Origin of the sequence: Chryseobacterium turcicum, from assembly GCF_021010565.1 — a bacterium.
Lineage (GTDB): Bacteria > Bacteroidota > Bacteroidia > Flavobacteriales > Weeksellaceae > Chryseobacterium > Chryseobacterium turcicum.
The window spans coordinates 98,432-120,425 of record NZ_JAJNAY010000001.1 but is presented as its reverse complement, the minus strand read 5'-3'; the positions used below and the strand labels follow the sequence as shown (position 1 = coordinate 120,425).

The following is a 21,994-nucleotide window of genomic DNA, read 5'->3' as shown; positions in this document are numbered from 1 at the left end:
GTAACCAAAATAGATGTTTTTGTAAGGAATTTATGAAGAAAAAATATGTTTTTCTGGTCATCACCGCTCTGCTTTCGATTGGAGTTTATTTTCTGTTTTTTCATAAAGATAAAAGCTTACAATACATTCCGGGAAATGCGGATATTGTTGTTTTAGTTGATGTTAAAAAAGCGACGAGACAATATGTTTTTAGTTTTTTGATGCATCCTTCAAAATGGTTTGAAGATTCTACAAAAGATAAAAACAAAATCTCTATTTCAGATTCCGGAGTAGATGTTCCTGATTTTCTGCAAATTTTTCATTTAAAAGAAACTAAAATTTCGGAATGGTACACTGTTTTAGAAATCAATGATAAAGCGCAGTTTTTGGCATTTTTAAAAAGAAATCAATTTATAGAAGTTGCAAAAGACCTGTTTAAAAATAACCAGTTTTTTATAAAAATTGAGGGTAGAAAATGTATTATAGGAACGTCTGATTTAAATTTTAAAAACATCGGGAAGCCACTTTATCAGAAATTCAGAAATCAAACTTTGAGTGCAGATTCTTTTATGAATGATGGTTTGGGGAGTATTTCTTTTATTTCAGAACTACGAACCCAGAACTTTTCAATCGATTTAAAAGATGACGAAATTGAAATAAAAAACGAACAGAATTCTATTGATTTCAAGTCCTTGATTTCAGATTTGTATAAAAAAACTCAATTTTTAGAGTCTGAATTAGATTCAGAAAATATCAGAAAAATAAGTTCGGTTTTTAAAGAAAAAATTTCAGATTCAATATCGGTTAATCATTTGATAATAAGCGCAGATATCTCGGAAGTAAACGATACAATTATCAGTTACGGATACGATGATGACTTTAATGAAATTGAAAAAGTGACTTATCAGAAAATCGTTCAGCCGGAGTATAATATTTTGTTAGAAACTTCAAATCCTGAGAAAATGAGGAAATATTTTCAAAACAGAAAATGGATAAATACTGAAAATCAATTTACGGCAATTCCGTTTCAACCCAATTTAATCAGTCAAAATAAGAATCAGATTTCGATTAAATCTACCCGAAAATCTGTAAAATTGAGCGATTATAAAAAACAAAACTATATTTTTATCAAAAATAATCCTTTGCTGTATTCTTCATTTAAAATGTTGAATAACCCGTTTTTTAAAGACATCGAATATGTTTTTTATGGAAATAAAAACCTAGATTATACAGTGAAAATTAAGTTTAAAAAAGATAAATTCCCATTAATTTTAAGATAAAACTCTATGTGTCCTCCTGAAATTGCTTTACTAAAAACATGTACGCATTATTTCCTGCATCTGGCATTTCCGGCGGTTATAGCCTTTGTTTTTTATCGTAATCAATGGAAAAAAGTGTACTTGATTCTTTTGGCCACCATGTTGGTTGATCTCGATCATCTTTTTGCCAATCCTATTTTTGATCCCAACAGAATGAGTGTGGGTTTTCACTTTTTACATTCCTATTACGCGATTGCGGTGTATTTTTTTCTTTTGTTTTTTAAGGGGAATTTAAGAATAATAGGTATTGGTCTACTTTTTCATATGTTCACTGATTTTCAGGATTTTGTGTGGTGGTGTCATTAAAATATTATTAATATTTTCTTTTAAGATTACTAATTTGATAGATTTTTTGTATTTTAGTGACGTTTATGAAACTAAAAGAATTTTTACATTATACGTACGTTTTTCCTGTCTTGGCGGTACTTTATTACCTCTCAGGATTGATGGGAACAGGAGTGGTCTTCGATGTCATTGCCGGTGTATTACTCACCGGAAGTGTTTTATCAGCCGTACATCACGCTGAAGTAGTTGCTCACAGAGTTGGTGAACCCTACGGAACCATTATTTTGGCGCTCTGTATTACCATTATTGAAGTAGCACTTATTATTTCGTTAATGGTTGCAGGAGGTGAGCAAGCCATTACGTTAGCAAGAGATACCGTCTTTGCAGCGGTAATGATTATCCTGAACGGAATTATTGGTATCTGCGTCTTGGTGGGTGGTGTAAAGTATTTTGAGCAGTTTTTTGCCCGAACTTCTGCTACAACCTATCTTGTAAGTATTGTTTCTATTTTGGTGATTACTTTGGTTCTTCCCAACTTTACTTCAAGCGTCAACGGACCTTACTATAATAACGCACAGCTAATTTTTGTATCCATTGCTTGTCTTGTCATTTATGGAGTCTTTTTAATGGTGCAAACCGTGAGACACAGAAGCTATTTTGTACCAGCTGATGGAAATGCAGAAGAACATTTTATACCAAATAAAACACAGACCGTTGTGAGCTTTTTCTTATTGGTCGTATGTTTGATTGTCGTTGTTTTAATGGCGAAAGGTCTCTCTAAAACAATCGAAGATATGGTACAAAGCATGGGAGCACCAAAATCTTTAGTAGGAGTTATTATTGCAGGTGTTGTATTGCTTCCGGAAGGATTGGCGGCAATTCGTGCAGCGAGAAATAACCAGTTTCAGTCGAGTTTAAATTTGGCCTTAGGTTCTGCATTGGCGAGTATTGGTTTAAGTATTCCTGCGATTTCTGCAGTAAGTATCATGTACGATATTCCTTTGGTTTTAGGTCTTGATAAAAAAGATATAATTCTCCTTACCTTATCTGTTTTTATCGTGATGCTTTCATTGAGTAGAGGAAAAACCAATATTTTGTACGGAACTGTTTTGTTAGTCAACTTAGCAGCCTATATTTTCACCGTAATTGTACCGTAACTCTAAACTCGAAACAGGAAGCTCGAAACACTACAGTTTTCTCGCCATTTCCATTTTATAAGCCATTAGATTGGCTATATTTTCAGATTTTGTGATGGCCATAGAAGCATTTTGACCCGTGAAATTCTCTTCAATGGTTTGTTTCCACAATTCAAGCCATTTTTCGAAATGTTTTTTCTCCATCGCTTCCATTTGGTTGATGGGAAAATGTACGGCCATAGGATTTCCTTTGTAGCTCATCTGTCCGAAAAGTATGCTTTCCCAAAACGAATACATCTTTGGTAAATGCTTGTCCCAATCTACTTTTACAACGTCTTTAAAGAAGAAACCTATCGTCTCGTCTTTTACCACTTTATCGTAAAATGAATTAACCAATAATTCTATATCTTCTCTTGATTCTAAATTTTTCATTTTCAGATTTATTTATAGCTAAAAATTATACATCAAATTTAGTTTAATTCTAAATCATAAAGAAGATGTTAAGATTGATAAGATTCATAAAAACAATATTTTATCTTTGTAGTCTGCTTTTAGGCATCTTAAAAAATTAGAATTGAATTTAGACTTTTATAAAACTCAGGCTTTACAGAAACAGAAAGAACATAAAAAGTTTTTGGATGGTTTAAAGAAAAAACCGCCTAAAAACTTAGATTATGTTGTGCAAGAAACTCATGAGCAGGTTTTTGAGAAAGTTGATTGTCTTCAATGTGCCAACTGTTGTAAAACTACCGGGCCACTTTATACAGAAAAAGATATCGAGCGTATTTCAAAACATTTACGCATGAAACAGGCGGATTTTGAAGCTAAATTTCTGCGTGTAGATGAAGAGGATGATAAGGTTTTGCAGAATCTTCCGTGCTATTTCCTGAATGATGATAATACATGCTCAATCTACGAGGTACGTCCCAAAGCATGTAGAGAATATCCTCATACAGACCGAAAAAAGATTTATCAGATTAATGATTTGATGATAAAAAATACGGTGATTTGTCCTGCTGCTTTTGAGTTTGTAGAAAGTATGATGAAGAATTTAGGTAAATAGAGTGCGAATATTACAAGAATAGTAAGAATTTTTTATTTTAATATTAAAATGACTACTAAAAATAAATAATTTTTTAAATCATGAATAAAAAAGACAAATATGGTTTAGAATTTATAAAACTAAAGAATAATGGACTAGTTGGATATAATTGCATTCGTAAAAACCACATCGTTGACAAAAATAATCTCCTGCAATTTCTAACTTATTTAGATGAATCAGCAACTCAATTTCTTTTAAGAGAGGTAAATTTTTATTTAAACTGTGTCCCTGATCTTTCTTGGACGCCTTATGATTCAATGGTGTTAGAACATATAAATTTACAAATAGACTATCCTAATTTTATAATTGATGGACAGTCTTACATATTTCCTCTAACTGATATCCGAGACTTATTATACGAATGGTTGACCTTTTTGCAAAGCTAAGCGGTGGATTAGTTTTGTACTTGGAATTATTGAATAAAAATGAAATCTTATAAGGTTTTAAGAGCTTATAAAGTTTTGTTTAAAACACGTTTAATGTTTCATAAGTAAATCAAACCTCATTTGATTTGCAGTAAGAAATAGTTTTTTAAGTAATGTTTCAGGATTTTTTTTGATCAATCTCCACCATTCTAAACTGAACTATTTTTTCAATCAAATCTAAAGGCAATTCTTCATTCAATGGAAACTGAACAGCACCTTTTGAAAATTTAAATTTTCTTTCAACAAAATCATTTTCAAAACGGACAATTGCTTTGGGGAGCGGATAAAAACCGATGTGCTTTTTATAAGCCGCAAAATAAATCAAAGGCTTGTCTTTATATTTGAAAGCGGGCATTTGATACCCGATATATTCTTCCAAATCAGGATTTTGGGAGTGTATTACTTTTCTTAAAACCTCCATTTTTAACTGTACTTCTTCCGGAAAAAGAAGAAAATATTCATTAAAATTTGTGAATGCATTTTTCATAGGAAATATTTTAATAAAAATAAAAAAAAGCGCTGAACTGGACATTCAACGCTTTCCTCTTTCACTATTACTTTTTTCCCATTTGTAATCCCGGGACAGGTTGTAAGAAAAAAGGTCGGGAAAACTTCCCAACCTTTATATTTTTATACTACTCCTTGAGCAAGCATTGCTTCAGCAACTTTTACGAACCCGGCGATATTAGCACCTTTTACGTAGTTTACATAGCCATCTTCCTCTTTACCGTAGTCTCTACAAGCTTTATGAATTCCGATCATAATCTCTTTCAGTCTTGCATCAACTTCTTCAGAAGTCCAGTTTAATCTGATAGAGTTTTGAGTCATTTCTAATCCTGAAGTAGCTACACCACCTGCGTTAGAAGCTTTTCCTGGAGAGAACAATACTTTATTCTCAAGGAAATAATTGATAGCATCTAAAGTTGAAGGCATATTAGCAGCTTCAGTTACACAAACGCAACCGTTTTCTACCAACATTTTAGCATCTTCAAGGTGTAATTCGTTCTGAGTTGCAGAAGGAATTGCCACGTCACACTTCACTTCCCAAGGACGTTTTCCAGCATGGAATACGGCAGAAGGATATTTTTTAGCGTAATCTTCAGCTCTGTTATTTCCAGAAGCTCTAAGCTCTAAAAGATAATCGATTTTATCACCGTCGATTCCGTCTTTATCATAAATATAACCGTCTGGTCCAGAAAGCGTAATTACTTTTCCGCCTAGTTCGTTTACTTTTTTGATAACTCCCCAAGCTACGTTTCCGAAACCTGAAACTGTTACTGTTTTATCTTTGAAAGTTTGTCCGATAGTCTTAAGCATTTGCTCAGCGAAGTACACCACACCGTAACCTGTAGCTTCAGGACGGATTAATGAACCTCCATAAGCAAGACCTTTTCCGGTAAGAACTCCGGTAAACTCGTTTCTTACTTTTTTGTACTGGCCAAATAAGTATCCGATTTCTCTTGCTCCAACACCGATATCTCCAGCAGGAACGTCTGTTTCTGGGCCGATGTGCTTGCATAATTCTGTCATGAAAGCTTGGCAGAAACGCATTACTTCCATATCAGTTTTTCCTTGTGGGTCAAAATCAGAACCTCCTTTACCACCTCCCATTGGAAGAGTCGTTAAAGAGTTTTTAAATACCTGCTCGAAAGCTAAGAATTTAAGCACAGAAAGGTTTACAGTAGGGTGGAAACGGATTCCTCCTTTGTAAGGTCCGATTGCAGAGTTCATTTGAATTCTGAAACCTCTGTTTACTTGAATTTCACCTTTATCATCAACCCATGGAACTCTGAAAATAATAATTCTTTCCGCTTCAGCCATTCTCTCTAGAAGCTTCATTCCGGTATATTCTTTTCTGGTCAAGATAAACGGAATTACAGTTACAGCAACTTCTTTTACTGCCTGTAAAAATTCCGGTTCGTTAGGATTTTTTGCCTCAATTTTAGCAATAAATTCCTGAATTTTCTGGTCAATATTATATTGTTCCATATTAGGTAGGGTTGAATATTATGTCAACAAATTTAATTTTTTTTTCAAGATTCACAATAGCATATTTGATGTTTATTGAAAATTCAATAATAATGAATCAAAATATTATTAAATTGATAATTTTAAACTAATTTTTATTAAAAATTAAATGTTAGATATAAAATAATGAAATATTAAGAAATCGTTAATTCTTATATTACTATAAATTGTCTCCCAGAAAATGATTTTACTTTTCCCAAAAGCTCTAATTCTAAAATTACAGGCAATAATTTGTGCGAAGGCACCGATATTTTCTCGGATAAATCGTCTAAAGAGATGTGTGGATTTTCTGCAATGTTTTTATATATTAATTCTTGATTTTCAGATAATTGAATGGTGATTTTGCTGTGAGGAAAGAGCTCTTCCATTTTTTCTTTAAGATTATTAAATCCAAGCAAGTCTAAGAGGTCTTTTATGGTAGAAATTGCAGTTGCTTTATTCTGAAAAATTAAATGATTGCATCCTTGGCTATACTTGTCTGTAATTTTTCCGGGAAGAGCAAAAACATCTCTATTATAAGTGTTTGCAAAAGTCGCGGTGCTTATAGAGCCTCCACCGAAGGCTGTTTCTACTACAATAGTGGCAGGAGAAATACCGGCAATAATTCTATTTCTTTGAATGAAATTTTCGCGGTCGGGTTTTCTTGATGAATTAAATTCGGTAAGCAATCCGCCGTTTTCTTCGAGAATTTTTTCTGAAAGTTTTCTGTTTTTAGAGGGGTAAAAAGTATGAAAGCCATGTGCTAAAACACCAATGGTAGGAATTTGATGGTTTAATGATTGCTCGTGCACTTCTTTGTCAACGCCTAGGGCCAAACCGCTAACAGATATATATGAATGTGACTTTGATTCTTCAAAAAAGTCTTCAATAAATTTTTTGCCGTAAGCTGTTATATTTCTTGTTCCTACTAAACTAATCGTTTTTAGTTTTGTGTCAAAATTTCCCTTCTGGTAAAGTATTGCAGGAGCATCGTCACATTCTTTAAGTAAAATAGGAAAGTCGTTTTGGTGTCTTAGGTTAATTTTTATGGAATTTTTTTCGCAAAAAGCAATTTCTTTTTCAGCAAATTTCAGATGTTCAGAATTTCCTATGTCGGAAATTATTTTTGTGCCAATTCCATCTGTTTTGCTGAGTTCTTTTTTATGGGTTTTCCACACATTTTCGGCCGTTCCAAAACGGCGTACGAGTTTGAAAAAATTAATGTCACCAATAAAATTACATTCACGCAGAGCGATAGAATAGAGGTGTTCTTCAGAATACATTTGTGTTATTTTATTCAAATGTAGTCAATTATGATTTATTTTCTCCTTAATTCTTCCAAATAATCCCAAACATCTTCATTTTTTTTGTAGGGTAATTCCAGAAAGTCATCGGGATGATTCTCTTTGTATTCTTGCCAAAGTATATCATCTTTTTCGTTATAATAATTGGGGAATTCCCAGATATATTTCTTCTTTTTTTCTCCTGAGTTTTTAAATATATAGGCCATCACACTTCCCATCAATGCGCCAGATAAATGCGCCTGCCAAGAAATTTTACTCGGCTCATTAAGATTATTGAATAGTTCTTCAGGAAACATTCCCCAAATTAAACTTCCATAGTATAAAACAACCAGTAATGAGATGGTTAAAAGTTTCATATTCCATTTAAAAACGCCACTGAAAAAAAGAAAAAATGCCAAAACGTACACCAAACCACTCGCTCCGATGGTGCATGTGTAATGATATTCTCCAGTTAAAATATCAATAGGTGGTAACAGCCAAAGAATAAGACCCGTGCCTAACCAGCCTATCACAAAAACTTTAGTGGCAACTTCAGAATAAAACTGAAAGAGTAAAAACATCAGAACAGCGATGGGAATTGAATTTCCTATAATATGGTCAAAGCTGCCATGTAAAATAGGAGAAGTCAAGATACCCAACAATCCTTCGGGCAATAGTGGAATAATTGCTCCAAAGCAGTTGGAGAAAAACCCCATTGCTTGTAAAAAATACCCAAACCACATTGCAGCAAGCATAAGTGAGGGAGCGATGAATGCCTTTTTGTGAATTATATTTTTAATCATATAGGTAAGATGTCAAATCAAAAGCCAAGTATAAATTTCGGAAATTTTGGCGATGATTTTGCATTGTGGTTGTCATTTGAGACAAAAAGTAATAAATTTGATTATTAAATGATATTTTAAATAAAAATTGTCTAAATAGAAAACTGAATTTCGACATTCAGGTATTTATTAAATTTTAGTTCATAAAAAAGGGGTTCATGAAAAAGGTCTTTATGTTATTTTTTATTTACTTGAGTGCGAGTTCTTTTGCTCAGGTAATCATCAGTGATTCGGTAGCAGTTGATACGATTAAAAAACCAAAGTATTGGTCGGTTTTAGCCAAAAATAGTGTGATGTTTAATCAGGCAGCTTTTTCAAATTGGGTTGGCGGTGGAGCCAATAATGTAGGGTGGCTGGGAAGCGCAAACTATAATCTAACGTATGAAAAAGACCGAAATCTTTGGGAAAACATCATCATTTTAAATTACGGACAAAATACAACAAAAGGAGTAGGGACTAGAAAAACCCAAGACGTTATTAATTTTTCTACCAACTACGGGAGGCAGTTTTCTAAAAGCTGGTATGTTTCTGCGGGTGCCAGTTTGCAGTCTCAGTTTTCGGGTGGTTTTGAAGATGGGAACAATCCTGAAGCTAAGAAAATCTCCAATTTTATGGCACCAGGATATTCAAATGCCGGTTTGGGGATTACGTACAGGCCTAATGATAAGTTAACGGTTACCTTGCGTCCTGCCAATGGGAGATTTACTTTTGTTTTGGATAAAGAGCTACAATTGGCCGGAAATTATGGACTTAAAGATGATGGAGATTCATTTTTAATGCAGTTCGGTTTCTATGGAAATGCAGTTTATAAGGTTAAGTTGATGGAAAATATAGAAATGACGAACACCGGCTCTATTTTCTCTAATTATCTGGATAAACCTGATCACATGGTTTTGTCATACAACATGCTTTTAAATATGAAAATCAATCGATTTGTTTCATCCATTGTTACTTTAGATTTGCTGTATGATCATAATCAAATTCAAAAAACGCAGCTTAAACAGACTTTGGGTATTGGTTTTGCGTATAATATTGATAACGGCGTTAAACGATCGGCAAGAAAGGACAACCAATCGTGGCTTAGGAAATAAATGATAAGAATATATCAAAAAGTAATTCAAAAATGAGTTACTTTTTTTATGCCTGAAATTATGATTTCTATAATTTAATTAAATTTTATTTATGATTAATGATATTTTTAATACCTTTAGATAAGCACATATGACATCTATTTGTATTAATAGTGTTTAATTTTTTATTCAATAAAATAAACAATTTTAAATAAATTAATCATGAGAAAAATTTTATTACCGATTTCCATACTTCTGGGAATTTTTGTTTCTTCTCAGGAAGTGAATGTTGAAAAACTAGCTGTAGATACTACAAAAGTTTGGTCTATTCAAGCTCAAAATACTTTAATGCTCAATCAGGCTGCCTTTTCAAATTGGATAGGTGGCGGGGCCAACAATGTAGGCTGGCTTGCCGGTGTAAACTATAACCTAACTTACGAAAAAGGAAAGTATCTCTGGGAAAACGTCATTGTTTTGGGGTACGGACAAAATAATACAAAAGGAGTGGGAACCCGAAAAACTCAGGATGTTATCAATTTATCCACCAATTTCGGGAAAGAGTTTATGAAAAACTGGTATCTTTCTGCGGGTGCTAGTTTACAGTCGCAGTTTGCAGCAGGTTACGAAGATGGTAATAATCCTGCAGCGGCTAAAATTTCAAACTTTATGGCACCAGGTTTCGTCAATGTTGGGGTTGGGGTTACCTATCGACCGAATGATAATTTTACAATGACTTTAAGACCAGCGAATGCAAGAATGACCTTTGTAATGGATGAAGACCTTCAGAAAGCAGGAATCTATGGTTTGAAAAATGATGGCGATTCTATGTTATTCCAGTTTGGTTTCTTGGGAACAGCAATTTATAAGATGAAATTAATGGAAAATGTTAGTTTGATTAATACAGGATCTGTATTTTCAAATTATATAGACCATCCTGAAAGATTAGTGCTTTCTTATGGCGCTGTTTTAAACATGAAAATCAACAAATTTATTTCAACCAATATTACACTAGATGTGTTGTATGATCATAATCAAATTCAGAAAACACAGTTGAAGCAGACTTTAGGAGTTGGCTTTGCCTATAATATTGATAATGGGGTAAAAAGATCTGAAAGAAAAGACAACCAGTCGTGGTTAAAGAAATAATTTTAATTCTAACATAAAAAAACACTTCCTCGGAAGTGTTTTTTATTTTTAGTCTTTAACGAAGATGTCAAACATATTACCATCATCGATTGTGTAGGTCATTCTTTTCAGTTCAACATTATTTTTGAATACTGCTGTGTATGATGGGTTTGCAGTTGCATATCCTTTAATCATATAACTATCGGTTCCGGTTTTATTTAATTCAAAGTCCATAATATTGTAATAAAAACCACCATCGTATGAGGCATGAATTTTCGTGTTGTTTTTCCAGACATCGCTTAATCCCTGAACATATGAGTTCCCGTTATTAAAAAACATTTTAAAAGGATTGGATATTCCCTGTATAAAACTTGAGTTATCTAATAAATCAATTGTATTTATTTTACAAGCTACATCATTTCTATACATCAATTTCAAATTATTATCATTTCCATAAACACCAGATAAATAATATCCGGGTTTATTTAAAGAAGTATATTGACTGTTTTTGAAATACCCGTTATCTAATATCTTCCAAGTATATTGATCGGTCATGCTTACGGCTATATACACATCACTCTTATGAACCGTAATATTTCTGGTCATAATTTTGTCCGGGCTGTCAAGCTTTATTAAAGATGTTTTAATTCCGTTTTTCCAGTAGCAGACTTCGTATTTGTTAGCGGTTGGCTCATCCGGATTGTGTATCATTCCTAAAAGATAAAAATCGTTGTTGTATAAATGAGCACCTTGAAAATATACTTTATTTGAAGCAGGAAGGTTGTAATAATCACTGATTTTCTTTTTAATGTTGTCTTGCCAAATGTAGTCTGCTCCTTCTGCCATATCGATTCCAATCACATAGCTGTGATGATCACTTACAAACATTTTAATAGCAGATATATTATTACCATCGCTTAAGATAACTTTTTCGTTATCTTTCCAATAGCACGCCTGTTTATTTTCTGATCCAGCCACATATACTCCTTTCATTGCAGAGCTGGGTTGAAGCTCTTCATTAATTTGGTTTTCTGTATGGTCATCATTTCCACTGCAAGAAAAAAGCAGAATAATAGATGTAAAAAGTAAAATTCTCATGGTTCGTTTTTTTATAGGATACAAAAAAACGAAAAGGTTGCAGATGTAAATGAAAATATTTTAAAAAACATAATAAAAACAGAAAGCACTTCAATCGAAGTGCTTTCTGTTTTTATCTGTATTTTTGAGCTTAAAACTCAATACTTACTTCCAATTTTTCTGTAAGAAGTTTTGAAATTTTCTCTTTTAAAGGCTCAATGTCGATATTCTGCATCGCATCATTAGCAAAAGCAAACAACAATAAAGCCTGAGCTTCTTTTTTAGAAATTCCTCTTGCTCTTAGATAGAATAAAGCGTCTTCATTCAACTGTCCAACAGTACAACCGTGAGAACACTTCACATCGTCTGCAAAAATTTCCAACTGAGGTTTTGTATCAATTGTAGCACCTTCGCTTAAAAGAACGTTGTTGTTCTGCTGATAAGCATTGGTTTTTTGCGCGATTTTATCTACAAAAACTTTTCCGTTGAAAACTCCGTGAGATTTATCTTTAAAAATACCTTTATAGTTTTGGTAGCTTTCACAGTTTGGCTGATTGTGATGAACCGCAGTGTGATGATCTACCAATTGATCTTTTCCGATAATCGTGATTCCGTTCATGAAAGAATTGATATTCGGTCCGTTTTGAATGAAATCTAAATTATTTCTTACGATTTTCCCACCAAAAGAGAATGTATTTACTGTCGTTAAACTGTCTCTTTCCTGTTTTGCAAACGTATGATCTACCAAATAAGAAGTGTCGCTGTCATTCTGCAATTTATGCCAATCTGCTTTAGCGTTTGGAGATGTGAAAATTTCAGTCACAGAATTGGTGAAAACATAGGTTTCATCAAAATTGTGGTGACTTTCAATTACTTCTACTTTTGCGCCGTCTTCTACAATGAGTAAGTTTCTTGTATTGTAAAACGTGTTTTCTTCCTGATTTTGAGAAAGGTAAAAAACATGGATTGGTTTTTCAATCACAACATTTTTAGGCACTTTCAGGAAAAAACCATATTTGCAATACGCCTGATTCAAATTGGTAAAAGCTAAATCTTTTGCAGCAATCGTATTAAAATATTGATCGAAAACATCTTTGTGATTCTCATCATTCAATGCATAATTGAAAGACAAAAATTCTGCATTTTCGATAGATATTTTAGAAAGCTCTTTATGAAGCTGACCATTAACGAAAACAATCCAGTCAAAATATTCTTCACCCAGATGCAGCTCATCAAGCTGTTCTTTGGTGATATTATGACTTTCTTTCGGGAAAAAATTGTAATCTTTCTCGATGATTTCTTTAATGTTGGTATATTTATATTCCTCGTCTTTCTTTGTAGGAAAGCCAATCTGAGCAAATTTCCCCAATGCTTCAACTCTCGTTTCATCTAAAAAACGATGACGAAGTGTACTAAGAAATTCGCTGTGATTGTTTAAAATTTGTTCGTTTAAACTCATTATTTGAACGTTTATTTTGCCGTCGTAAAGAAGTTTAGATTCCTACGGAATGACAAATATTGCGTTTAATTTTTTAAATATTTAAATGCTTTTAATCTTTAAATTAATTTAAAAGCCAATCGTATCCTTTAGCTTCTAATTCTAATGCTAAAGATTTGTCACCTGTTTTGATAATTTTTCCGTTTGCTAAAACGTGTACAAAATCAGGCTGAATATAATTTAATAATCTTTGGTAATGCGTAATCAAAAGAACGGCGTTTCCTTCGTTTTTGAATGTATTTACACCATCTGCAACAATTCTCAAAGCATCGATATCTAATCCTGAATCGGTTTCATCCAAAATAGCTAATTTAGGATTTAGCATCATCATTTGGAAGATTTCGTTTCTTTTTTTCTCACCTCCCGAAAAACCTTCGTTTAATGATCTAGAAAGAAAATCTTTTTTAATACCTAATTTCTCAGATTTTTCACGAATCATTGCCAACATTTCTTTTGCAGGCATATCTTCCAGTCCGTTTGCTTTTCTGTTTTCATTTAAAGCAGCTTTAATGAAATTGGTCACAGAAACTCCAGGGATTTCTACTGGATACTGAAAAGAAAGGAAAATACCTTTGTGAGCTCTTTCTTCAGGAGCATCTTCGATGATGTTTTCACCATCAAATAAAATTTCACCTTCTGTCACTTCATAATCTTCTTTCCCTGCAATGACAGATGAAAGCGTAGATTTTCCGGCACCGTTTGGTCCCATGATTGCGTGAACTTCGCCCGGCTTTATTTCAAGATTAATTCCTTTTAATATTTGTGCGCCATCTTCAATTCTGGCGTGTAAGTTTTTGATTTGTAACATTCTATGTTGTACTTTTCTATTAGTCGATTGATGCTAGCTTCCTCTGTAAGTAGAGTATCCAAAAGGTGACAATGTGATTGGCACGTGGTAATGTTGATTGTCTTGAATCTGAAATACCACTTCTATAAATGGATAAAAGCTTTCCATGTTTTTATTTTTAAAATAATCTTCTGTAAAGAATATTAATTTATATTTTCCGTAATTACTTTTTGAATCTTTTCCTTTGGGTAAAAAGTCTCCAATTCTACCATTTTTATCAGTCTTTTTGTTAATGACCGAGATCCATTGTTTTGTAGTTTCATTGTATTTTTCCAACTTCACGTCTACATTTTCAACAGGTTTTCCAAGGGTGATATCCAGAATATGGCTCGAAAGCTGAAATTCTTTATTTTCCTGAGCCGAAACACTTGAAAATATAATTACAAAAAATAGGTATAATAACTTTTTCATACGTTTTAATTATCCTACAGAACCTTCCAAAGAAATCTCTAGTAATTTTTGAGCTTCAATAGCAAACTCCATTGGAAGTTTATTTAAAACCTCTTTACTGAAACCATTTACAATCAAAGCAATTGCTCTTTCGGTATCAATTCCTCTTTGGTTACAGTAGAAAATCTGGTCTTCACCAATTTTTGAAGTTGTAGCTTCATGTTCTAACTGAGCTGTAGGGTCTTTAATCTCGATGTAAGGGAAAGTATGTGCACCACATTCGTTACCCATCAATAAAGAGTCACACTGAGAAAAGTTTCTGGCTCCTTTTGCAGAAGGCATTACTTTTACCTGTCCTCTGTATGAGTTTTGAGATTTTCCTGCAGAAATTCCTTTAGAGATAATGGTTGATTTTGTATTCTTTCCGATGTGAATCATCTTAGTTCCGGTGTCGGCATATTGATGATTGTTGGTTACTGCGATAGAGTAGAACTCACCAATTGAGCCATCACCTTTCAAAATACAAGAAGGATATTTCCAAGTTACAGCAGAACCTGTTTCAACCTGAGTCCAAGAGATTTTTGCTTTATATTCACAAAGTCCTCTTTTGGTTACGAAATTGAAAACACCACCTTTTCCTTCTTCATTTCCTGGGTACCAGTTTTGAACGGTAGAATATTTAATTTCGGCATTATCCATTGCAATTAATTCTACAACAGCAGCGTGCAGCTGGTTTTCATCTCTTGATGGAGCGGTACAACCTTCCAAATAAGAAACATAACTTCCTTCATCAGCAATTACAAGTGTTCTTTCAAACTGACCTGTTCCTGCCTGATTGATTCGGAAATACGTTGATAATTCCATTGGACATCTTACCCCTTTTGGAATATAACAGAAACTTCCATCAGAAAATACTGCAGAATTCAATGCTGCGTAGAAGTTATCACCTCTTGGAACTACTTTTCCAAGATATTTTCTTACTAAATCTGGGTGATTCTTAATCGCCTCAGAGATTGAACAGAAGATAATTCCTTTTTCAGCTAATGTATCCTGAAAAGTTGTTTTTACAGAAACTGAATCTATTACGATATCTACAGCAACGTTTGAAAGTCTTTTCTGCTCTTCGATGTTGATTCCTAATTTTGCAAAAGTTGCCAATAATTCTGGATCAACGTCATCTAAGCTTTCCAATTGTGGATTTGCTTTTGGCGCAGCGTAATATTTTATCGCTTGGAAATCTGGTTTTTCATACTTGATATTTGCCCATTCAGGCTCAGTCATTTTCAACCAAATCTTGAATGATTCCAAACGCCATTCTGTCATCCATTCCGGCTCTTCTTTCTTAGCAGAAATTGCACGAACAATATCTTCGTTTAAACCAATTGGAAAATCTTCATAATCGATTTTGGTTTCCCAACCAAATTCATATTTTTTATTTTCTAAATCGACTCTTAAGTCGTCTTCAGTATATTTACTCATTTTAATAGATTTTAGAAATTAGAATTAAGATTTAGATTATACTAAATCGATGTTTCCAATGTCTAATTATAAGCTAAAACTCTCTCCACAACCACACGTTCTGGATGCATTGGGATTATTGAAAATAAATCCTTTCCCATTCAAACCTCCGGAATACTCTAAAATGGTACCTGCCAAGTAAAGTATAGATTTTTTTTCAACTACGATTTTTATTCCGTTGTCTTCAAAAATCTGATCTGTTTCGTTTTGCTTATTGTCGAAACCTAACATATACTCTAGTCCTGAACATCCACCGCTTTTTACCCCAACTCTTATATAATCTTCAGCAGGGTTAAAGCCATCTTCTGTCATCAGTTGAATTGCTTTTACCTTTGCTTGATCTGAAACCTTTATCATTGTATTTATTTAGAATGATTTAATCCTGCAAAAATACAAACAATAATCAGTAAATAAAAATCGACGTTTTTATTTTATCGATTTTTATCATCGATGCTTTAACTTTGATGAGTATTTAAAATCAAAACTATAAATCAGGAAAATAATGAAAAAATTAGGCATTCTTGCTATAGCCTTGTTGGCACAGGTTACTTTTGCACAAACCAACAGATTTGTGTATCAGGTAAGTTCGAAATCTGACGCGAGTAATAAAGATGAAATTAAAACTGAAAACGCATATTTAGATATTTCAGCAGAAAAATCAATGTTTTATTCTGAGAATAGAATTAAAAGAGATTCTGTGATGAAAGCCAATTTTCAAAGTGGGGGAGCGAGAGGGTTTAACAGAGATCAGATGGAAAGTTTGAGGTCAAACATCAATTATACGATTGAAAAAAATAAAAAAGATCAGAAAATTGTTTACAAAGACCGCTTGGGTAGAGATCAATATTCTTACGAAGAAGACCGACCTTTAAATTGGAAAATTCTTTCTGAAACCACAAAAATTGGTGATTATAAAGTACAAAAAGCAGAAACCGATTTTGGCGGAAGAAAATGGACCGCTTGGTTTACTACAGATCTTCCTTATCAGGATGGCCCCTATAAATTTAATGGTCTTCCCGGTTTAATTGTAAAAGCGGAAGATTCTACAGGAGATTATTCTTTCGATTTAATGAAAAACTATAAAATTTCTGACTTTCCTGAAATGGTTACATTTGGGAACGTTATGAAAGTAAAAAGAACGGACTATGTAAAGCAACAAGAAAAATATAAAACTGATCCGGCTTCTTTTATGAATAATCAACGTGGAGGTGGAGGAATTTCTGCTCCAATGAGAATTGGAGGTGGTGGTGGAAACCAAAATCCTGCCGATATGAGAAAGCGAATGGAAGAAAGGGTAAAAGAAGAAGCTAAACAAAATAGCAATCCTATAGAATTGAAATAAAGTAAAAAGGTCTGAAGAAATTTCTTCAGACCTTTTTTATTATCTTAAAAGTTGACTAAAAGTGTCGCCTTGTTTGATATCTCCGGTATTATATCCTTTCATAAACCATTCTTTACGCTGAGCCGATGAGCCGTGGGTAAAACTTTCCTGATTTACATATCCTTGTGATCTTTTCTGAATGTTGTCGTCACCTACTGCTTCAGCAGCGTTCATTGCGGCTTCTAAATCTCCGGGTTCAATAAAGGATTTTTCTCTGTCTCCGGTAATTCTAGACCAAACTCCGGCATAAAAATCAGCCTGAAGTTCTGTTGCTACAGAAATCTGATTAAGCTGTGCTTCAGAATATCTTCTGCTACGTCTTGCTTTATCGGTTTCATTTAAAGTTCCTAAAAGATTTTGTACGTGATGCCCCATTTCGTGAGCCATTACGTAAGCAACGGTAAATTCGGTTACTTTAGCGCCAAATTTCTCTTGAAGCTCATTAAAAAAACTCATGTCCATGTAAACAGATTGATCTGTCGGGCAATAAAACGGTCCCATTGCAGATTGTGCCATACCACATCCGGAATCTGTATTACTTCTAAATAAAACTACTCTTGCTGGTTGATATTTAAGGCCATTTTCTGCAAAAACTTTAGTCCATGTTTCTTCGTTTTCGGCGGTAATCATTTCAATCATCTCACCAATTTTTTTGTCAGCTTCTGTAAGCTCTCTTTGCTCCGTTTGAGCTCCGGTATTTGAAACTCCTGAAGAAAGAATTGCCGAAGGATCACCGCCCAGGAAAAACACAATAGCTGCGATAATTAATGTGCCTAATCCACCACCAACAATTGCACCGCCACTACCGCCCGAAGCGCGCCTGTCGTCTACGTTTGTGCTTCTGTCTTCAGTCCATTTCATATTAAAGTAATTTTAAGAGTAAAGTTAAAATTTTAAATAATATTTTTGTCAAAAATTACAACTAAAGTGAGAAAAATTCAAATTGCTCTTTTGTTATTTGGCTTAATGAGCATTACTGCTTGTGACGACAGTGAATCGAAAGAAGATGAAGTGGAAAATGTTGATAAAAAATCGGCAATAGAAACTGAGCTTTCTGTACAACATATTGACTCGGTAGATGTTTTAATTACAAAACATAAAATTTGGAAAAACAATAAACTCTTTAAAGAAATTATAAAAAGAGATACCATTCCGAGTTTAGGAGATACATTGCAGGCTGTAGAAGATGAAGCCGAAAATGAGCATATTGCCAAAGTGAAAAAAGAATACGAATTTTATATCACCGTTCAGTAATGAAAAAGTCTAGTTCTATAAAATTGCTTTTCGTCACAGGCATTCTAGCTGCTTGTTCTCAAGAAAAGCCCAATCAATGGGATAAGGAGAAAAAGGTTTACATGAGGTCAGATACTACCGCATCTTATTCTAGATCGCATGGTTTTATGACTGGTTTTTTGTTGTATCATGCATTCAGACCGTATGGAGGATACAGCAATGGCGCTTATCAAAAAACGGGGTATTACAGTGATGCAATCAGCAGCAAATCTAATATAGGAAGAAGCTCTTATAAAGGAAATGTGGTGAGAGGAGGATTGGGTAAAAATGGTTTCAGAGCATCATCGTAGATATTATGAAAAGAATACAATCGCAATTCAGAAAAAATTGGGAACATAAACTTGAAAATCTCGGTTTTGGCTATCATTCTTTGGAAGGACTTTATTGGGACGAGAGCCATTATTACGAATTTTCATCAGAAGAAATCAATAAAATAGAAAACGCAACGACCGAATTGTGGCAGATGTGTCTTCAGGCTGTAGACTATATTATTGAAAAGAATCTTTGGGACAAATTCAATATTCCGGAATGGTTTAGAAGCTATATTATTACCAGCTGGGAAGAGGATCATCCTTCCATTTACGGGAGATTTGATTTTGGTTTTGATGGTGAAAATTTAAAGTTACTCGAGTTTAATGCAGATACGCCAACTTCTTTATATGAGGCTTCGGTCATTCAATGGTATTGGCTGCAGGAGATGTTTCCTTACAAAGATCAGTTTAATTCTATTCATGAAAAGCTGGTTGATTATTGGATGTATCTTAAAAAATACATGAACCCGCATTATCTATATTTTGCGTCATTAACGAATATTGAAGACGTAACGAATGTAGAATATTTACGAGACTGTGCCACGCAAGCAGGTTTTGAAACAGAATTTATTCCCATCCAAGATATTGGCTGGGCAGAAGATATTGAAGAGTTTATTGCCGGAGACAGAACTATTATGGAGTATATTTTTAAATTATATCCTTACGAATGGATTCTGGAAGATGGTTTTGGCGAAAAATTAGTTAAAAATAATTTCAGATCTCAATGGATGGAGCCGGCATGGAAAATACTTCTTTCCTCAAAAGCTATTTTGCCGATTCTTTGGGAGATGTTTCCTAATCATCCCTATTTGTTGGAGTGTTATTTTGAGGCAAAACATTTAAAAGATTTCGTTAAAAAACCTATCTATTCAAGAGAAGGAGCCAATGTGAGTCTGTTTAAAAATAATGTTGCAATAGAAGAAAATGAAGGCGATTATGGCAAAGAAGGTTTTATTTATCAGCAGTTATTTGAGCTTCCAAATTTCGAGGGAAATTATCCTGTCATCGGAAGTTGGGTTATTGGGCAAGAATCTGCAGGAATTGGAATTAGAGAAAGCGTACATTTAATTACCAATAATCAAAGTAGATTTATCCCTCATTTGATAGATTCAAATAAAATTTATATACAAGAAAAGGAGCTGTAAAAAGCTCCTTTTTTATTTCAATAGATTTGGGTTTAATTTCCAAAGCCGATATTTCCTTTTTTATCAGAAAGATTTCTTTTAAATTGAATCATGCTTAAAGCTGTTACAGCTGCTTCAACGCCTTTATTACCTAAATCACCACCGCTCCTGGCAATTGACTGCTCTTTGGTATCGTCAGTCAAAACACAGAAAATAGTTGGGGTATCGGTCAAAATATTACAGTCTTTAATACCTTGTGCTACGGCATCACAAACGAAATCAAAATGTGGAGTTTCTCCTCTGATAACGCATCCTATTGCAATGACAGCATCAAACTTTCGTTCTTTACAAAGCTGCATACTTGCATAGTTTAATTCAAAAGCTCCGGGTACGGAAAACTGTTTTATGTTTTCAGCTTTTACACCTTCTTTTGCAAGGATTTCTAAAGCTGCGTCACGTAGATTGTATGTTACAAAGTCATTCCACTCAGAAAAAACAATGCCGATAGAAAAATCTTCGGCATTGGTTATATTAAGTGGCTTGTAATCTGAAAGATTAACTGTTGCCATGTTTTAATTTAAATATTTAGTCATTTCGATATAAGAATCAGACATTCCGTTGTCGTAGTCCTGATATTTTTCGTCGATTGTTGCAAAGTATTTTTTAGCTTCTGCGTTTTTCTTCATTCCTAAAGCTACAATACCTGCTTTTCTTGTAAAATAATAAGAAGTGTACGGATCATCAGAAGCTGAAGCAGCTTTGTCTAATAATGCTAATGCCTCGTCATTTTTATTAAGACCTGATTTTGCATCTGCCATTGCACCAAATTTCATAGCCATCAATGTTTTGTTATCAGATGAAAATTTGTCTAAAAGATCATGAGCTTCCTGAAACTTTCCTTCTTTTAGTTTTAATAAACCTGCATTGTAAGCAGACAATTTACCCACTTTCGTAGAAGAATATTCGTTGAAAGTTCCCAAAAATCCTGGGTTAGCTGCAGATTTTCCACCTAAAGCTTCTTTATCTTTACCTTCAGTAAGGTTTTTCTGTGCTGCCAAATAAGTTTTTACGGCTTCAGTGTTTTTGGGAGCTACCACAAATTGTTGGTATCCAAAATACGCTAAAACCCCTACTACTAATCCTATGAAAGCAGCACTTAATGGTTTCTGATATTTTTCTAGGAACCTTTCTGTGTTTAAAGCCTCTCTATCAAGGTCTTTAAAGAATTCCACTGTTTCTTTACCTTCTTGCTCGTTTGGAGCATTTTTTCCCAATTTTGCCATAAATTCTTAAAAAATTGAATTGCAAATTTAATTGTTTCTGAGTGATTTACAAAATACTTTGCAAGGGATTGTTGATTTTATTTAAAAAAGTAAAATGATTTGCCAATTATTAACTGTAAAATTGGTTATTGTATCATTTTATATACTTCTTGAATCTAAATTTAATATTCTAAAGTGTGATAGATTTCAGCGTTGAATTTTTTAAGTTTTTCGTCGCCTTTCAACTCTTTTAAACCAATTAAAAAACTAAACTGTACTACTTTTGCACCTTGCTTTTCTACCAGTTTTGCGGCTGCTTCTGTCGTTCCGCCGGTTGCTAAAAGATCATCATGTATTAAGATGCGCTGACCTTTTTTTATTTGTCCTTCTCTGGTTTCTATTTCGGCACTTCCATATTCCAAATCGTATTTCTCGGAGATAATCGGTGGTGGAAGTTTTCCTTTTTTTCTAATTAAAATAAATGGAACCTCTAAAGCTGCTGCAATGGCAATTCCGAAAAGATAGCCACGGCTTTCTATTCCGCAGACTGCATCTACTTTTCCTTTACTGAATTTTACCAAATCTTGGATTACCGCTTCATACAATTTAGGATCAAGAAAAATAGGAGAAATATCTTTAAACTGAATTCCCGGAATCGGAAAATCAGGGATATTTTCTATGGTTGCTTCCAACTTTTTGATGAGTTCCTGAGACGCCATA

Annotated in this window: 26 protein-coding genes; 11 read left to right on the top strand and 15 right to left on the bottom strand. The window is 33.7% G+C overall.

Translation table 11 applies throughout. The features are described from left to right. Positions 1-32: 32 nt before the first annotated feature. The 3 genes from LO744_RS00575 to LO744_RS00565 all read left to right on the top strand — a co-directional run bounded on the left by LO744_RS00575 (position 33) and on the right by LO744_RS00565 (position 2,740). Positions 33-1,259, top strand: coding sequence for a hypothetical protein (locus tag LO744_RS00575; protein WP_230666344.1), 1,227 nt, complete (start codon positions 33-35; stop codon positions 1,257-1,259). Between the two features lie 6 nt (positions 1,260-1,265). Next, positions 1,266-1,604: a DUF6122 family protein gene (locus LO744_RS00570; protein ID WP_230666342.1), complete on the top strand. Its 339-nt coding sequence runs from the start codon at positions 1,266-1,268 to the stop codon at positions 1,602-1,604. A 65-nt stretch (positions 1,605-1,669) separates the two neighbouring features. Then, positions 1,670-2,740: a calcium:proton antiporter gene (locus tag LO744_RS00565; protein WP_230666340.1), complete on the top strand. Its 1,071-nt coding sequence runs from the start codon at positions 1,670-1,672 to the stop codon at positions 2,738-2,740. A gap of 30 nt (positions 2,741-2,770) precedes the next feature. Here the strand turns inward: LO744_RS00565 and LO744_RS00560 are convergent, their stop codons facing one another. After that, positions 2,771-3,151, bottom strand: coding sequence for a group III truncated hemoglobin (locus LO744_RS00560; protein WP_230666338.1), 381 nt, complete (start codon positions 3,149-3,151; stop codon positions 2,771-2,773). Positions 3,152-3,293: 142 nt separating this feature from the next. Between LO744_RS00560 and LO744_RS00555 the strand changes: the two genes are divergently transcribed. After that, entirely contained in the window at positions 3,294-3,782 is a 489-nt protein-coding gene (locus LO744_RS00555; protein WP_230666336.1) for a YkgJ family cysteine cluster protein, read from the top strand. Positions 3,783-3,862: 80 nt separating this feature from the next. Next, positions 3,863-4,207: a hypothetical protein gene (locus LO744_RS00550; RefSeq protein ID WP_230666333.1), complete on the top strand. Its 345-nt coding sequence runs from the start codon at positions 3,863-3,865 to the stop codon at positions 4,205-4,207. A 157-nt stretch (positions 4,208-4,364) separates the two neighbouring features. On the opposite strand, the gene LO744_RS00545 is transcribed toward LO744_RS00550, so the two are convergent. The 4 genes from LO744_RS00545 to LO744_RS00530 form a co-directional block, all read right to left on the bottom strand. Further along, positions 4,365-4,733 (bottom strand): iron chaperone, encoded by a 369-nt coding sequence (locus LO744_RS00545; protein WP_230666331.1) that lies wholly within the window; start codon positions 4,731-4,733, stop codon positions 4,365-4,367. 143 nt (positions 4,734-4,876) lie between these two features. Beyond that, the gene (gene gdhA / locus LO744_RS00540) at positions 4,877-6,235 is read right to left on the bottom strand and encodes an NADP-specific glutamate dehydrogenase (RefSeq protein ID WP_230666329.1); all 1,359 of its coding nucleotides are present in this window, start codon (positions 6,233-6,235) and stop codon (positions 4,877-4,879) included. Positions 6,236-6,426: 191 nt separating this feature from the next. Further along, a complete protein-coding gene (gene dprA, locus LO744_RS00535) occupies positions 6,427-7,536 on the bottom strand; it encodes a DNA-processing protein DprA (RefSeq protein ID WP_230666327.1) in 1,110 nt (369 codons plus the stop codon). A gap of 35 nt (positions 7,537-7,571) precedes the next feature. After that, complete coding sequence (locus LO744_RS00530) at positions 7,572-8,339, bottom strand: rhomboid family intramembrane serine protease (protein ID WP_230666325.1); 768 nt, start codon at positions 8,337-8,339, stop codon at positions 7,572-7,574. Between the two features lie 197 nt (positions 8,340-8,536). Between LO744_RS00530 and LO744_RS00525 the strand changes: the two genes are divergently transcribed. Next, positions 8,537-9,469, top strand: coding sequence for a DUF3078 domain-containing protein (locus LO744_RS00525; protein ID WP_230666323.1), 933 nt, complete (start codon positions 8,537-8,539; stop codon positions 9,467-9,469). Positions 9,470-9,670: 201 nt separating this feature from the next. Then, the gene (locus tag LO744_RS00520) at positions 9,671-10,594 is read left to right on the top strand and encodes a DUF3078 domain-containing protein (protein WP_230666321.1); all 924 of its coding nucleotides are present in this window, start codon (positions 9,671-9,673) and stop codon (positions 10,592-10,594) included. 48 nt (positions 10,595-10,642) lie between these two features. Here the strand turns inward: LO744_RS00520 and LO744_RS00515 are convergent, their stop codons facing one another. The 6 genes from LO744_RS00515 to LO744_RS00490 form a co-directional block, all read right to left on the bottom strand. Then, the gene (locus LO744_RS00515) at positions 10,643-11,671 is read right to left on the bottom strand and encodes a hypothetical protein (protein WP_230666319.1); all 1,029 of its coding nucleotides are present in this window, start codon (positions 11,669-11,671) and stop codon (positions 10,643-10,645) included. Between the two features lie 130 nt (positions 11,672-11,801). Next, positions 11,802-13,109 carry a Fe-S cluster assembly protein SufD gene (sufD, locus tag LO744_RS00510; protein ID WP_230666317.1) on the bottom strand — a complete coding sequence of 436 codons (1,308 nt, stop codon included), beginning with the start codon at positions 13,107-13,109 and terminating at the stop codon, positions 11,802-11,804. Positions 13,110-13,212: 103 nt separating this feature from the next. Beyond that, positions 13,213-13,956 carry a Fe-S cluster assembly ATPase SufC gene (sufC, locus tag LO744_RS00505; RefSeq protein ID WP_230666315.1) on the bottom strand — a complete coding sequence of 248 codons (744 nt, stop codon included), beginning with the start codon at positions 13,954-13,956 and terminating at the stop codon, positions 13,213-13,215. Between the two features lie 33 nt (positions 13,957-13,989). Next, positions 13,990-14,406 (bottom strand): hydroxyisourate hydrolase, encoded by a 417-nt coding sequence (uraH, locus tag LO744_RS00500; RefSeq protein WP_230666313.1) that lies wholly within the window; start codon positions 14,404-14,406, stop codon positions 13,990-13,992. A gap of 9 nt (positions 14,407-14,415) precedes the next feature. Continuing rightward, positions 14,416-15,864, bottom strand: coding sequence for a Fe-S cluster assembly protein SufB (gene sufB / locus LO744_RS00495; protein ID WP_230666311.1), 1,449 nt, complete (start codon positions 15,862-15,864; stop codon positions 14,416-14,418). A 66-nt stretch (positions 15,865-15,930) separates the two neighbouring features. Beyond that, the gene (locus LO744_RS00490; protein WP_230666309.1) at positions 15,931-16,260 is read right to left on the bottom strand and encodes a HesB/IscA family protein; all 330 of its coding nucleotides are present in this window, start codon (positions 16,258-16,260) and stop codon (positions 15,931-15,933) included. 145 nt (positions 16,261-16,405) lie between these two features. Between LO744_RS00490 and LO744_RS00485 the strand changes: the two genes are divergently transcribed. Next, positions 16,406-17,245 carry a GLPGLI family protein gene (locus LO744_RS00485; RefSeq protein WP_230666307.1) on the top strand — a complete coding sequence of 280 codons (840 nt, stop codon included), beginning with the start codon at positions 16,406-16,408 and terminating at the stop codon, positions 17,243-17,245. A 39-nt stretch (positions 17,246-17,284) separates the two neighbouring features. Here LO744_RS00485 and ypfJ read toward each other — a convergent pair whose 3' ends face one another. Then, entirely contained in the window at positions 17,285-18,145 is an 861-nt protein-coding gene (ypfJ, locus tag LO744_RS00480; protein WP_230666305.1) for a KPN_02809 family neutral zinc metallopeptidase, read from the bottom strand. Between the two features lie 45 nt (positions 18,146-18,190). On the opposite strand from ypfJ, the gene LO744_RS00475 reads away from it, so the two are divergent. From LO744_RS00475 to LO744_RS00465, 3 genes are read left to right on the top strand one after another with little or no spacing between them, the layout of a single operon-like run. After that, positions 18,191-18,538: a hypothetical protein gene (locus tag LO744_RS00475; protein ID WP_230666303.1), complete on the top strand. Its 348-nt coding sequence runs from the start codon at positions 18,191-18,193 to the stop codon at positions 18,536-18,538. Further along, on the top strand, positions 18,538-18,867 hold the full coding sequence (locus tag LO744_RS00470; protein ID WP_230666301.1) for a hypothetical protein: 330 nt from the start codon (positions 18,538-18,540) through the stop codon (positions 18,865-18,867). The genes LO744_RS00475 and LO744_RS00470 overlap by 1 nt, the downstream gene beginning before the upstream one ends. Before the next feature lie 5 nt (positions 18,868-18,872). Continuing rightward, complete coding sequence (locus LO744_RS00465) at positions 18,873-20,033, top strand: glutathionylspermidine synthase family protein (protein ID WP_230666299.1); 1,161 nt, start codon at positions 18,873-18,875, stop codon at positions 20,031-20,033. Positions 20,034-20,065: 32 nt separating this feature from the next. Here LO744_RS00465 and ribH read toward each other — a convergent pair whose 3' ends face one another. The 3 genes from ribH to LO744_RS00450 all read right to left on the bottom strand — a co-directional run bounded on the left by ribH (position 20,066) and on the right by LO744_RS00450 (position 21,993). Further along, complete coding sequence (ribH, locus tag LO744_RS00460; protein ID WP_230666297.1) at positions 20,066-20,581, bottom strand: 6,7-dimethyl-8-ribityllumazine synthase; 516 nt, start codon at positions 20,579-20,581, stop codon at positions 20,066-20,068. Positions 20,582-20,584: 3 nt separating this feature from the next. After that, entirely contained in the window at positions 20,585-21,295 is a 711-nt protein-coding gene (locus LO744_RS00455) for a YfgM family protein (protein WP_230666295.1), read from the bottom strand. A 161-nt stretch (positions 21,296-21,456) separates the two neighbouring features. Further along, the gene (locus LO744_RS00450) at positions 21,457-21,993 is read right to left on the bottom strand and encodes an adenine phosphoribosyltransferase (protein WP_230666293.1); all 537 of its coding nucleotides are present in this window, start codon (positions 21,991-21,993) and stop codon (positions 21,457-21,459) included. Between the last annotated feature and the right edge of the window lies 1 nt (position 21,994).